The sequence below is a fragment of the Nocardia lijiangensis NBRC 108240 genome (genome assembly GCF_001613045.1).
Taxonomy (GTDB): Bacteria; Actinomycetota; Actinomycetes; order Mycobacteriales; family Mycobacteriaceae; genus Nocardia; species Nocardia lijiangensis.
In genome coordinates this window covers 1-15,250 of record NZ_BDBP01000134.1, presented here as the reverse complement: position 1 = coordinate 15,250, position 15,250 = coordinate 1, and the positions used below count along the sequence as shown (strand labels likewise).

Below are 15,250 nucleotides of genomic sequence, written 5' to 3'. Positions count from 1 at the left end.
GCGCGGCCGAGCGGGCGCGGCGCGGCCGTCGACTTCGCGATCGACGCCGAGGTCGCCGCGGGACTGCGGGCACTGGCCGCCCGCTCCGGCGCGACGCTGTTCATGGTGCTGCACGCCGCCTTCGCCGCGACACTCGCGCGCTGGGGCGGCACCGACGACATCGTCGTCGGCACGCCGGTCGGCGGGCGCGGTGAGCGCGACCTCGACGCCATGATCGGCATGTTCGTCAACACCCTCGCGCTGCGCACCAGGGTCGGAGGGGACACCGCGTTCGAGGACTTCCTCACCGCGGTCCGCGGCGCGGACCTTGCCGCGTTCGCCAACGCGGAGCTGCCCTTCGAGCAGCTGGTCGACGCGATGGACGTCGATCGCGGCACCGGCGCGCACCCGCTGTTCCAGGTGCTGCTGAGCTTCGGCGCGGCGCAGCAGACAGTGCCGGTGGTCGAGGTCCCCTGGCTGACGGTCGAACCGATCGACATCCCCGACGACGGCGCGAAATTCGACCTGCACCTGGTGCTCGCCGAATCCTCCGCGGACACCGGGCTGACCGGCAGCCTGCGCTACGCCACGGATCTGTTCGACGCCGCGACGGTCGAGGCCTTCGTCACCGGGCTGCGGCGGTTGCTGGTCGCGGTCGCCGCCGACCCATCGGCTCGCGTCGGCGAAATCGAGCTGCTGGACGCCGACGAGCGCGCTCTGGTGCTCGACCGCTTCAACGACACCGCCCACCCCGTCGACGAATCCGCGACGCTCGCTTCGCTGTTCGCCGCGCAGGCGGCACGCACCCCGGATCGTCTCGCCCTCACCTTCGAGGGTGCGACGCTCACTTACGCCGAACTCGCCGGCCGGGTCAACCGGCTGGCGCGCTGGCTGATCGCGCAGGGTGTCGGCCCGGATTCGCTGGTGGCGCTGGGTATGCGGCGCTCCATCGATCTGGTGGTCGGCATGTACGCGATCACGGCCGCGGGCGGCGGCTACGTGCCGCTGGATCCCGACCATCCCGCCGAGCGCACGGAACACATTCTCGCTACCGCGATTCCGGTTGCCGTGCTGACTTCCGGGGACGACCTGGACGCCGACGTGGCGCAGGTCCGCATCGACCGGCTCGACCTGTCCGGCTACTCCGACGCCCCGATCACCGACGCCGAACGCCGCGGCGCGCTGCGCGCCGCCAACACCGCGTACGTCATCTTCACCTCCGGCTCGACGGGCAGGCCCAAGGGCGTCGCGGTCGCGCACGGCGCGATCGTGAACCGGTTGCGCTGGATGCAATCGGCGTACGTCGCGCTGGACGGCGCCGACGTGCTGCTGCAGAAGACGCCGGTTGCCTTCGATGTGTCGGTGCCGGAGTTCTTCTGGCCACTGCAGGTCGGCGCGCGGCTGGTGCTCGCCCGCCCCGACGGTCACCGCGACCCGGCCTACCTGGCCGAGCTGATCCGCCGCGAGGGTGTCACCGCGGCGCATTTCGTGCCGTCCATGCTGGCCGCGTTCGTCGCCGAGGAGCCCGACGTGCCCACCCTGCGGCACGTCTTCTGCTCGGGCGAGGCGCTGCCCGCGGCCACCGCGCAGCGGCTGCGCGCGCTCACCTCGGCGCGGGTGCACAACATGTACGGGCCCACCGAGACGGCGGTCGAGGTGTCGGCGCACGAGGTGACCGACGCGGACATCGGCTCGCTGCCGATGGGCGGACCCGTGTGGAACACCCGGATGTACGTGCTCGACGCGCGGCTGCGCCCGGTCCCGGTCGGCGTGCCCGGCGAGCTGTACCTGGCCGGTGCGCAACTGGCCCGCGGCTATCTGAGCCGGTCCGACCTGACCGGAGAGCGCTTCGTGGCCGACCCCTTCGGCGGGCCCGGCGCACGGATGTACCGCACCGGCGATCTGGTGCGGTGGACCGCGGCGGGAGAGGTCCGGTTCCTGGGCCGCACCGACTTCCAGGTGAAGGTGCGCGGCCTGCGCATCGAACTCGGCGAGATCGAGACGGCGCTGCTCGCCGCGCCCGGGGTGGCGCAGGCCGCGGTGCTGGTCCGCGACGACCACGGCACCGGCGATCAGCTGGTGGCCTACCTGGTGTCCGAAACCGCGCTCGATCCGGACTCGGTGCGCGCCGAGGCCGCCCGCAGGCTACCGGCGTACATGGTGCCCGCGGAGTTCGTCGTGCTCGCGGCCTTCCCGGTGAACGCTTCCGGCAAGCTGGATCGAGCGGCCCTGCCCGCGCCTGCGCGGCGAACCGTGACATTCCGTGCGGCCGACGGCATGGCGGAAACCCTTGTCGCCGAGACTTTTCGCACGCTGCTGGGCGCGGAGCGGGTCGGCGCGGACGACGACTTCTTCGCGCTCGGCGGCAATTCGCTCGTCGCTACGCAGCTCGCCGCTCGGCTGTCCAAGGCCACCGGAACGCAGGTGCCCGTACGGGCCGTGTTCGACGCGCCCACCGTCGGTGAGCTGGCCCTGCGCCTGACGTTCGACGGCCCGGCCGCGCCCGTGACGCTGCCGCCGCTGCTCGCCGCGGAACGCGGCGAAACCATCCCGCTCTCGATCGCCCAGCAGCGCATGTGGTTCCTGAACCGATTCGACAGCGCGAGCGGTGGTTACAACATCCCGTTCGCGCTGCGGCTGACCGGCGCGCTGAACGCGTCCGCGCTGGCGGCGGCCATCGATGACGTGATCGCCAGGCACGAGACGCTGCGCACCATCTACCCGGAACACGACGGCACGGCGACCCAGGTGGTGTTGCCGCCGGGCACCCATCTGGTCGACCCGACGCCGCGGCCGGTGCGGGCCGCCGAGCTGCCCGCGCTGATCGCCGCGGCGGCCGAAGCGGGCTTCGACGTGACTTCCGAAGTGCCGCTGCGGGTTCGGCTGCTTCACGTGGAGGACGGTGGCGCGCAGCCGGTGCACGTGCTGCTGTTCGTCGTGCACCACATCGCGGCCGACGGCTGGTCCTTCGCGCCGCTGACCCGCGATCTGGCCGCCGCCTACGTCGCACGCTGCGCGGGCGCCGCGCCGTCTTGGCGTCCGCTGCCCGTCCAGTACGCCGATTTCGCGCTCTGGCAGCGCGACGCGCTCGGCCGCGCGGAGGATCCGTCCTCGGTGCTGGCGGGCCAGTTGCGCTACTGGACGCACCGCCTCGCCGACCTGCCCGAAGTGCTCGTGCTGCCGTCGGACCGTCCGCGGCCCGCGGTCGCCTCGAACCGCGGCGGCGCCGTCACCGGACGGCTCGACGCGGCCATGCACCGCGACATCCGGGAGATCGCCGCGGAGCACCGCGTCACCCCGTTCATGGTGTTGCACGCCGCGCTGGCCGTGCTGCTGAGCAGGCTGGCCGCCACCCGCGACATCGTCGTCGGCGCACCGGTGGCCGGGCGCGGCGAGGAGTCGCTGGACGAGCTCGTCGGCATGTTCGTCAACACCCTCGTGCTACGCACCGAGGTGCGCGCCGAGGCCACCCTCGCCGAGCTGCTCGCCGAGGTCCGCGCCGCCGACCTGGCCGCTTTCGAGCGCGCCGCGGTGCCGTTCGAGCAGCTCGTCGACACCCTGAATCCGGTTCGCTCGCAGGCGCATTCGCCGCTCTACCAGGTGGCGTTGACGCTGCAGAACCAGACCAAGCCCGACTTCCGGTTGCAGCGCCTCGCCATCGGCGCGCTCGATATCGGGCCCGCACCGATCCAGCTGGACCTGGACTGGACACTGACCGATCGCTACGACGCGGACGGTGAACCCGACGGCATCGACGTGCACCTGCACTATGCGCTCGACCTCTTCGACGAGCGCACGGTCACCGATTTCCTCGCCGGGTTCGAGCGGGTGCTGCGCGCGATGGCGCGCGACGCGCGGACCGCGGTCGGTGACGTCGAGCTGATGTCGGTCGCCGAGCGCGGCACGCTGCTGTGCGACCGCAACGCGACCGCGCGCTCGCTGCCCGCCGAGACCCTCGACGACCTGCTCACCGCCCGCGCCGCCGCCGATCCGGACGGTCGCGCGGCAACCTTCGAGGACGAGTCGCTTACCTACGGCGAGCTGGCCGCCCGGGTGAACCGCCTGGCGCGGCGCCTGATCGCCGAGGGCGTCGGCCCGGAGACCATCGTCGGGCTCGCCGCACTGCGTTCGCTGGACATGCTCGTGGCGATGTTCGCGATCGTGCGCGCGGGCGGCGCGTACCTTCCGCTGGACCACACGCATCCGGCCGACCGGCTCGCCCAGGTGATCGAGAGCGCCGACCCCGCATTGGTCTTGGTCGTCGGTGGCGCGGAACTGCCGCCGCTTCCACGGGTGCGTGTGCTCCGCCCGGCGGAGCTGGACCTCTCCGGCTACCCGGCAGGGCCGGTTGCCGACGCGGAGCGCCGCGCCGCGCTGCGCCAGGACAACACCGCGTACGTGCTGTTCACGTCGGGCTCGACCGGACGGCCCAAGGGCGTCGCAGTCACCCACCGCGCCATCATGAACCAGCTGCGCTGGCTCGAGCACCGGTACGAGGTCACGGCGGCCGACCGCATCCTGCAGCGCGCGCCGCTGACCTTCGACGTCTCGGTGTGGGAGTGCTTCCTGCCCGTCGCGGTCGGCGCGCCGCTGGTGATCGCCAGGCCCGGCGGACACCTGGACCTGGCCTACTTCGCCGGGCTGCTGCGCGAGCACGGCATCACCATCGCCGAATACGTGCCGTCGGTGCTGGCCGCGCTCATCGGCGAGGGCATGGGCGACGCGCTGCGCTCGTTCCGGCACCTGCACTGCGGTGGCGAGGCGCTGACTCCCGATCTGCTCGCCGCGATCCGCGGCAGCTTCGACGGCGCCGTGCACAACGCCTACGGCCCGACCGAGGCGGCGATCTCGGCGGTGTATCACGAATTCACCGACGCCGACGTGGCTTCCGGTCGCGACGTGGCGATCGGGCGACCCTGCTGGAACACTCGCGTCTACGTGCTCGACGCGCGGCTGCGCCCGGTGCCCGTCGGCGTGCCCGGCGAGCTGTACCTCGCGGGCGATCAGCTGGCCCGCGGCTACCAGGGCCGCACCGGGCTGACCGCGGAGCGATTCGTGGCCGACCCGTTCGGCGTGCCGGGCGCGGTGATGTACCGGACCGGCGATCTGGTGCGCTGGAACCGCGCGGGCGACCTGATCTATCTGGGCCGCAACGATTTCCAGATCAAGCTGCGCGGCCAGCGGATCGAGCTCGGTGAGATCGAAGCGGCGCTGGCGGGAGTGCCCGGCGTGGCCAACGCGGCCGTCGTGGTGGCCGCGGACAGCGCCGGTTACGAATGCCTGGTCGGCTACGTCAGCGGGGAGATCGCGGCCGACGTCGTCTTGGACGCGGTGCGCGACCGGCTGCCCGGCTACATGGTGCCCGCGCACCTGGTCGTGCTGGACGAGATGCCGCTCACCGCGGTCGGGAAGCTGGATCGCGCGGCGCTGCCGAAGGTCGAATTCACCGGCGGCGCAGCGACGTACCGCGCGCCGCGGGAGGGCGCGGAGTCGGTGCTCGCGGCGCTCATCACCGATCTGCTCGGGGCCTCGGACCGCCTCGGCGCGGACGACGACTTCTTCGCCCGCGGCGGGAATTCGCTGCTGGCCATGCGCCTGGTGGCGCGCACCAACGCGGCGCTCGGCTGCGCGCTGACGGTGCGCGAGGTGTTCGAGGCGCCGACGGTGGCCGAACTCGCGGTGCGCGTGCGGCATTCGGCCGAGCCGGGCGCAGCAGTCGTGCGGCCCGCGCTGGTCGCCGGTCCGCGCCCGGAGCGGATTCCGCTGTCGCTGGCGCAGACTCGGATGTGGCTGCTCAATCGCCTCGATCCGGACTCGGCGGTCTACAACATCCCGATCACCATCCGGCTGACCGGCGCGCTGGACACTACCGCGCTGGCCGCCGCGCTCGGCGATGTGATCGCGCGGCACGAGTCACTGCGCACGGTGTTCCCGTCCGACGCCGACGGCCCGTTCCAGTCGGTGCGACCCGCCGCGGAAGTGGGTGCGCTGGAACTGGATCCGGTCGCGGTCACCGAGGCGGAGCTGCCGGAGTCCGTCGCGGCGTTCGCGGCCCGGTCGTTCGATCTGCGCGGACAGATCCCGGTGCGCGCCGAGCTGTTCCGCACCGCCGCCGAAGACCACGTGCTGGTCGTGGTGGTGCACCACATCGCGGCCGACGGCGTGTCCACCGCGCCGCTGGCCCGCGACCTGATGACGGCCTACACCGCCCGCGGCGCGGGCGTCTCGCCGCAGTGGCGTCCGCTGCCGGTGCAGTACGCCGACTTCACGCTCTGGCAGCGCGAGACGCTCGGTGCTGCCTCGGACCCGGAATCGGTGCTGGCCAAGCAGATCGCGCACTGGCGTGCCGAGCTGGCCGAACTCGCGCCGGTGCTGGCGCTGCCCGCCGATCGCCCGCGCCCGCCGGTCGCCACCGGGCGGGGCGCGGCCGTGCAGTTCGCGGTCTCCGCCGAGCTGACCGCCGCCGTCGCGGAACTGGCGCGGCGACACGGTGTTTCCTCGTTCATGGTGCTGCACGCGGCCTTCGCCACCCTGCTCGGCAGGCTGGCGCGGAACGAGGACGTGGCGATCGGCACCCCCGTCGCCGGACGCGCGGAACAGGCGCTCGACGACCTCGTCGGCATGTTCGTCAACACGCTCGTGCTGCGCACCCCGGTGCGCGCCGACGCATCCTTCGCCGACCTGCTCCGCGCGGTCCGCGAGATCGACGTGCGTGCCTTCGCGCATGCCGACCTTCCGTTCGAGCGCCTCGTCGAAGAGCTGAATCCGGTGCGCTCGCATTCGCATTCGCCGATCGTGCAGACCCTGCTGACCTTCGAACACCGCGACGACACAGTGCTCGAGCTGCCCGGGCTCGAGGTGTCGGCCTACCCGCTGGACAACCGCGTCGCGCAGTTCGACTTGGCGCTGGAACTGGTCGAACACCAGCAGGGCACCGGCACGGCGCTGCGCGCGCTGCTGCGCTACGCGACCGACCTGTTCGACCGCGCCACGATCGAGTCCTTCGCGGCGCGCTTCACCCGGATCCTGGAGACCGTGGTGGCCGAGGCGGCGATCCGGGTCGGCGATATCGAACTGCTGGACGCGGCCGAACGCGCGCTGGTGCTCGAGCGGTGGAACGACACCGCGCACCGAGTCGCCGCCAGCCCGCACACCCTGATTTCGCTGTTCGAAGATCAGGTCGCGCGCACACCCGAGGCGACCGCGCTCACCTTCGAAGGGATCGGTTCGGCCCACCCGTCGCCCGACCACCACCCCTCGACGAATCGCTCCGCGATGCTCTCGTATGGCGAGTTCGCCGCCCGCGTGCACCGCTTGGCGCGCTGGCTGGTCACCCAGGGCGTCGGGCCGAATACCTGTGTGGCGCTGGGCATGCGGCGTTCCCTCGACTTGGTCGCCGGAATGTATGCGGTCGTGGCAGCGGGCGGCGCGTACGTGCCGATCGATCCCGATCATCCGGCCGACCGCAGCGACTACGTACTGGCCACGGCGCGTCCGGTGTGCGTGCTCACCTCCGGGACGGATCTGGAAGCGGGTGCGGTACGGCAGGTTCGGATCGATCGCCTCGACCTGTCCGGCTTCGCCGACGGCCCGCTGACCGACGCCGACCGCCTGGGCGCGCTGCTTCCCGGCCATCCCGCGTACGTCATCTTCACCTCCGGTTCCACCGGTCGCCCCAAGGGCGTCGCCGTCTCGCACACCGCCATCGTCAACCGGCTGGTGTGGATGCAGGACCGCTACGGGCTGCGCGCCGACGACACGGTGCTGCAGAAGACGCCCGCCACCTTCGACGTGTCGGTGTGGGAGTTCTTCTGGCCCTTGCAGATCGGGGCGCGCCTGGTCGTCGCGCGGCACGACGGGCACCGCGATCCCGCGTATCTCGCCCGGCTGATCGCGGCCGAGCGCGTCACCACGGTGCATTTCGTGCCCTCGCTGCTCGCGGTGTTCCTCAACGAGCCGCAGGCCCGCGACTGCGCCGCGCTGCGCCGGGTCTTCGCGTCCGGCGAAGCCCTGCCCGCGCCCGTCGCACAGCGCGCGCGGCGGGTCCTCGGCGCCAGGGTGCACAACCTCTACGGCCCGACCGAGGCCGCGGTGGACGTGACCTATCACGAGGTCACCGACGCGGACACGGAGTCGGTGCCGATCGGCAGGCCGGTGTTCAACACCCGGCTGCTGGTGCTGGACGCCCGGCTGCGCCCGGTGCCGGTCGGCGTGCCCGGTGAGCTGTATCTGGCGGGCGGGCAGCTGGCGATCGGCTACCTGGCCCGACCGGAGCTGACGGCGGATCGCTTCGTGGCCGATCCCTTCGGCGCCGCGGGCGAACGCATGTATCGCACCGGCGATTTGGTGGTGTGGACCGCCGACGGCGAACTGGAGTACCTGGGCCGCACCGACTTCCAGGTGAAGCTGCGCGGTCTGCGGATCGAACTCGGCGAGATCGAGGCGGCGCTCACCGGTGTGGACGCGGTCGACCAGGCCGTGGTGGTCGTGCGCGGCTCGGTAGGCGGCGACCAGCTGGTGGCGTACCTGATCGCCGCGAGCGGCTCGATCGACATCGATGCCGTGCGCGCGCGGCTTGCCGCCGAACTGCCCGGCTACATGGTGCCGTCGGCTTTCGTGGTGCTCGACGAGTTCCCGCTCAATTCCTCGGGCAAGCTGGACCGCGCGGCGTTGCCCGCGCCCGTACTCGAGGCGGCGGTCTTCCGCGCACCGGAGACCGATGCCGAGCGCACCGTCGCGGCCCTGTTCGGCGAGCTGCTCGGCGTCGAGCGGGTCGGCGCCGCCGACGACTTCTTCGCACTCGGCGGCAATTCGCTGATCGCCACCCAGGTGGCCGCGCGGCTCGGCGCCGAGCTGAACACCGACATCCCGGTGCGGATGCTGTTCGACGCGCCGACCGTCGCGGCACTCGCCGAGCGCGCGGCCGCGGGTTCGGGTGCGGCCCGCCGCCCCGCCCTCACCGTCGGCCCGCGTCCGGAATCGATTCCGCTCTCGCCCGCCCAGCAGCGCATGTGGTTCCTGAACCGCTTCGATCCCGAGGAGACCGTCAACAACATCCCGGTCGCCATCCGCTTCGTGGGCGACCTGGACACCGCGGCGCTGACCGCCGCGATCGCCGACGTGATCGGCAGGCACGAAACCCTGCGCACCGTCTACCCGGACCGCGACGGCGCCGGCCACCAACGGATCCTGGACACGGTGCCCGCGATCACCGAGCTGGACGCGGCCGACCCGGATGCCGCGCTCGCCGAGTTCGTCGCCACCCCGTTCGACGTGACCGCCGAGGTGCCGCTGCGTATCGGGCTGGCCAGGCTCGCGGAGCGCGACCATCTGCTCGCCCTCGTCGTGCACCACATCGCCGCCGACGGCTTCTCTATGGGACCGCTGGCCCGGGATCTCGCCGCCGCCTACGCCGCGCGAACCACCGGTGCCGCACCGGACTGGGCGCCGCTGCCCGCGCAGTACGCCGACTACGCGCTGTGGCAGCGCGAACTCCTCGGCGCCGAGGACGATCCGGACTCGCTCTCTGCCCGTCAGCTGGCGTACTGGCGGCAGGCGCTGCGCGGTCTGCCCGCGCAACTGGATCTACCCGCCGACCGGCCGCGCCCCGCCGTTCCCTCACACGCTGCGGCCAGCGTCACCGTCCTGCTCGACCAGTCGGTGTCCTCCGGCATCGCCGCACTGGCCGCGCGGCACGACGCGACGCCGTTCATGGTGGTGCACGCCGCGCTGGCGGTGCTGCTCGCCCGGCTCTCCGGCACCGCGGACATCGCCGTGGGCGCGCCGATCGCAGGCCGCGGTGAACGCATGCTCGACGACCTGGTCGGCATGTTCGTCAACACCCTGGTGCTGCGCACCGAGGTGCCAGGCGCGGACTCCTTCGCCGCGGTGCTGCGGCGGGTGCGCGAGAGCGATCTGGACGCGTTCGCCAACACCGAGGTGCCGTTCGAGCGGCTCGTCGAGGTGCTCGACCCGCCGCGCTCGCAGGCGCGGCACCCGCTGTTCCAGGTCGCCTTGTTCTTCCAGAACCTCGCACCCATCGCGGTGCGGCTGCCCGAGGTCGCCGTAGCCGAATACGAGTTCGACTACGAGACAACCCGTTTCGACCTGCAACTAACCGTGTCCGACAACGCGGTGCGGTTCACCTACGCCACCGACCTGTTCGACGCGGCGACCATCCGCACCATGGGCGAACGATTCCAGCGGCTGCTGGCCGCGGTGATCGCGGACCCGAGCCTGCCGGTGGGCGACATCGACCTGTTCGGCGCGGGCGAACTGCGCCGGGTGGTCACCGAATGGAACGACTCCGCGCACACCGCGTTCGTGGCGGAGATGCTGCTCGACGAGTTCGAGGCGCAGGCTTCCGCCACCCCGAACGATCCGGCGCTGGTGTACGTCCCCGACGACGGCGCGCCCGCCGCCGTGCTCACCTACGGCGAACTCGATCAGCGCGCCAACCGGCTGGCCCGGCATCTGATCGAGGTCGGTGTCGGCCCGGAATCGCTGGTGGCTCTGGCCATTCGACGCTCCACCGATCTCGTGCTCGCCATGTACGCGGTGCTCAAGGCGGGCGGCGCGTACGTGCCGATCGATCCCGACCACCCCGCCCAGCGCATCGCCCACATCCTCGACACCGCCTGTCCCGCCGCGCTTCTCACCACGGAACGCGACCGCGCCGAGCTGGGCTACACCGGACGCACGGTATTCGTGGACACCGTCGCACTGGACGGCTACGACGACGACCCGATCGCGACCGAGGAGCGCGGCGCGCCGATCCACCCGCAGAACCCGGCGTACGTGATCTTCACCTCGGGCTCGACCGGAAAGCCCAAGGGCGTCAGCGTGTCCCACGCGGCGATCGTCAACCAGATGACCTGGATGCAGTCGGAATACCGGCTGCGCGCCGACGACGTGTACCTGCAGAAGACCGCCACCACCTTCGACGTCTCGCTGTGGGGCTACTTCCTGCCGCTGCGCGTCGGCGCGACGGTGGTGCTGGCCACCCCGGACGGACACCGCGATCCCGGCTACCTGACCGAGGTGATGGGCCGCTACGGCGTCACCGTCACCGACTTCGTGCCTTCGATGCTCAGCGTGTTCGCCGGGCACGCGCAGGGCGCTGGGCAGCGCGCCGCCCTCGCCGAGCTGCGCGCCGTCTTCGTGATCGGGGAGGCACTGCCCGCCGAGACCGTCCGCGCGTTCGGCGCGGTGAGCGCGGCCCGGCTGCACAACCTCTACGGCCCCACGGAGGCCGCGGTGAGCATCACCTATCGCGACGTGACTGGCGAGACCGAACGCACCGTGATGCCGATCGGCAACCCGGAGTGGAACAGCCGGGTTTACGTGCTGGATTCGCGGCTGCGGCCGACGCTTCCCGGCGTGGCGGGAGAGCTGTACTTGGCGGGCACGCAACTCGCCCGCGGCTATCACGGCAGGCCCGATTTGACCTCGGATCGGTTCGTGGCCAACCCGTTCGGCGTGCCCGGAGAACGTATGTACCGCACCGGCGATCTCGTGCGCTGGGAGACCAGCGGCGACACCGCCGAGCTGGTGTACCTGGGGCGCACCGACTTCCAGGTGAAATTCCGCGGTCAGCGCATCGAGCTCGGCGAGATCGAGGCGGTGCTCGCCGCCGTCGCGGGCGTATCCCAGGCCGCGGCGCAGGTGGTCGGCGATCACCTGGTCGGCTACGTCGTACCGGCACCTGAGCACACGCGCGCCCCGCGCGAACTCCAGGACGCGCTGCGCGACGCCGCACGGGCCGCGCTGCCGTCCTACATGCAGCCCTCGGCCTTCGTGGTGCTCGACGCGTTCCCGCTCAACTCTTCGGGCAAGCTCGATCGCAAGGCACTGCCGGAGCCGGTGTTCGACCGCGCCGCCTACACGGCACCGGTCAGCCCGGCCGAGCGCCTGGTGGCCGCCGCCTTCGAGGCGGTGCTCGGGTGCGGACCGGTGGGCGTCGACGACAGCTTCTTCGACCTGGGCGGGAACTCGCTCAGCGCCACCAGGGCGCTGGCCCGGCTCGGCGAACGGCTGGGCAGGCGGGTGCCGGTGCGCCTGCTGTTCGAGGCGCCGACGGTCCGCGCGCTGGCGGCCGGGATCACCGCCGCCACAGGAGATTCGGTCGTTCCGCTGGTTGCCGGTCCGAGACCGGATTCGGTGCCGCTGGCGCCCGTGCAGCGCGGCATGTGGTTCCTCAACCGGCTCGACCCGTCGTCGGCCGCGCACAACATCCCGGTCGCCATGCGGATACGCGGCGAAGTGGACGAAGTCGCGCTCGGCGCGGCGTTCGCCGACGTGGTGGCGCGGCACGAGGTGCTGCGCACGATCTACCCGGCCGCCGCCGATGGCACGGCGCACCAGGTGATCCTGCCCGCGGCCTCCGCGCCCGCGCTGCTGGCGGTCGAACCGATCGATACCGGCCGGGTCGAGGAACAGATCGCCGAATTCCTCGCCGCCGGTTTCGATGTCACCAGCGAGGTACCCGTGCGCGCGGTACTGCTGCGCGAGAGCCCGGCCAGCCGGGTGCTGGTCGCGGTGCTGCATCACATCGCCGCCGACGGGTACTCGATGCGGCCGCTGGTGCGAGATCTGCTCTCCGCCTACCTGTCCCGGGTGCTCGGTGCCGCGCCGGTGTGGCCGGAGCTGGCCGCACAGTACGCGGACTACGCGCTCTGGCAGGCGGCCGCGGTGGAAAGCGCTGCGGCCGACGAACTCTCGTTCTGGCGCGAGACGCTGCGGGAACTGCCGGAGGACCTGGCGTTGCCCGCCGACCGCCCGCGCCCGCCGGTCGCGAGCAAGCGCGGCGGCAATGTGCGCGCCCGGATCGGCGGTGGCGTCGGCGCGCGCGTGCGCGAACTCGCCCGCGAGCACAACGCGACGCCGTTCATGGTGGTGCACGCGGCGCTGTCGGTGGTGCTCGCCAGGCTCTCCGGTTCCGCCGACATCGCGATCGGCACGCCCGTCGCGGGTCGCGGCGCGGCGGCGCTCGACGACCTGGTCGGAATGTTCGTGAACACGCTGGTGCTGCGCACCCGGCCGCGCGCCGAGCAGACGTTCACCGAACTGCTCACCGAAACGCGGGCCGCCGACCTGGCGGCGTTCGCGAATGCCACCGTCCCGTTCGAGCGCGTCGCCGACGAACTCGGCGTCGCCACCACGCAGGCACGGCATCCGCTGTTCACGGTCGCACTGAGCTACCTGAACACCGGGGCCGATGCCTTCACGGTGCCGGGGCTGGAGCTCTCGGCCGTCGAATTCGATGAGCCCGTAGCCCGTTTCGACCTCCAGTTCACCGTGGCCGCTGACCCGGACGCCGACGGGCACTTCGCCGTGGAACTGAACTACGCGACCGATCTGTTCGATCACGGCACTGCCGCCGGCCTACTGCGCCGGTTCGGCCGGGTCCTCGGTGCACTCACCGCCGAGCCCGAGGGCCTGATCGGCGCGGTGGAGCTGCTCGCGCCTGCCGAGCGCGCCGAACTGCTCGCCAGGCGCGGCGCCGCGGCCGTGCCGCCGTGCACCCTGGCCGAGACGATGGCGGCGGCCGTCGCCATGAACCCGGACGGCATCGCCCTGCTCTGCGGTGACCGAGAGCTGACCTACCGCGAGCTGGACGAGCAGTCCTCCCGCCTGGCCAGGATGCTCGCTGGGCACGGCATCGGCGCGGAAGACATGGTCGCGATCGCCATCCCGCGCTCCGCCGACGCGCTGCTCGCGGTGTGGTCGGTGACCAAGACCGGCGCGGCCTTCGTCCCGGTGGACCCGACCTATCCGGCCGACCGGATCGCCCACATGCTCACCGACTCCGGCGCGGCCATCGGCCTCACGATCGGTGCGGCGCACGACGCGCTGCCCGGCGCCGTCGAATGGCTGGTGCTGGACGCGCCCGCCACCGCGGCGCGGATGGGGCACACCAGCGCGGCCCCGCTCACCGCGGGCGAGATGGTGCGTCCGGTGCGCACCGACCACGCGGCGTGGATGATCTACACCTCGGGCTCCACCGGTGTGCCGAAGGGGGTGCTGGCAACCCACGCGGGCATCGCGGGAGTCGCTCGCGCGCAACGCGATCGGTACGGCGTGACTGCCGAGTCGCGGACCCTGCACGTGTCCTCGCCGAGCTTCGACGCCTCGATGCTGGACCTGCTGCTCGCGCTCGCGGCGAGCGCGACCATGGTCGTCGCACCGGCGAGCGTCTACGGCGGGGCCGAGCTGACCGCGTTCATCCGCGATCACCGGGTGACGCACGCATTCATCACGCCCGCGGTCCTGCAAACCCTCGATCCGGCGCAGCTGCCGGAGCTGTCGCGGCTGACGGTCGGCGGTGAGTCGTACGGCCCGGATGTGGTGCGGCGCTGGAGCGTCGGACGCGAGATGTACAACACCTACGGACCGACCGAGACCACGATCATCGCCACGATCAGCGCGCGGATGCATCCCGGCGAGCCGTTCGACATGGGCACGCCGATCCACGGCATGTCCGCGCTGGTGCTCGACGACCGGTTGCGTCCGGTGCCTGTGGGCGTCGCGGGTGAACTGTACCTGCGCGGGCCCGGACTGGCCCGCGGATACCATGCGCGGCCCGGACTTTCGGCCGACCGGTTCGTCGCGGACCCCTACGGTCCCGCGGGCGGGCGGATCTACCGCACCGGCGACCTGGTGCGCTGGACCGCCTCCGGCGCGCTGCAGCACCTGGGCCGCACCGACCACCAGGTGAAGGTGCGCGGCCTGCGCATCGAACTCGGTGAGATCGACGCGGTGCTCACCGCGCACGAATCCGTGGCCTACGCGGTGACCGTCGGGCACACCGATGCCAACGGTGTCGTGGCGCTGGTCTCCTACGTGGTCGCCGCGCCGGGCCGGACGGTCGATCCGGCGGAACTGACCGCCTTCGCGGGTCGCTCGCTGACCGCCTACATGGTGCCCGCCGCCATCATGACGCTCGACGAGCTGCCGCTGACACCGGTCGGGAAGCTGGATCGCAAGGCGCTGCCGGAGCCCGAATTCCGGGCCGCGGCATTCCGCGCACCGCGCACGGAGGTGGAGCGGACGGTGGCGGAAACCGTTGCCGGGGTACTCGGTCTCGACGACGCAGGCCGCGTCGGTCTGGACGACGACTTCTTCGCCCTCGGCGGAAACTCGCTCACCGCAACCCAACTCACCGCCAGGCTCGGCGCCGCGCTCGGCGTCACGGTCGGCGTGCGCATCGTGTTCGAGCACTCGACCGTGGCCGCACTGGCGGCCGAGCTGGGCCGCGCCGACGCAGCGTCGG

The 15,250-nt window shown here is 72.2% G+C and carries 1 protein-coding gene; it reads left to right on the top strand.

The annotated features are described in order from the left end of the window. Positions 1-15,250, top strand: a 15,250-nt coding sequence (locus NL1_RS33570) for a non-ribosomal peptide synthetase (protein ID WP_156095165.1), incomplete at both ends; no start/stop codon positions are given.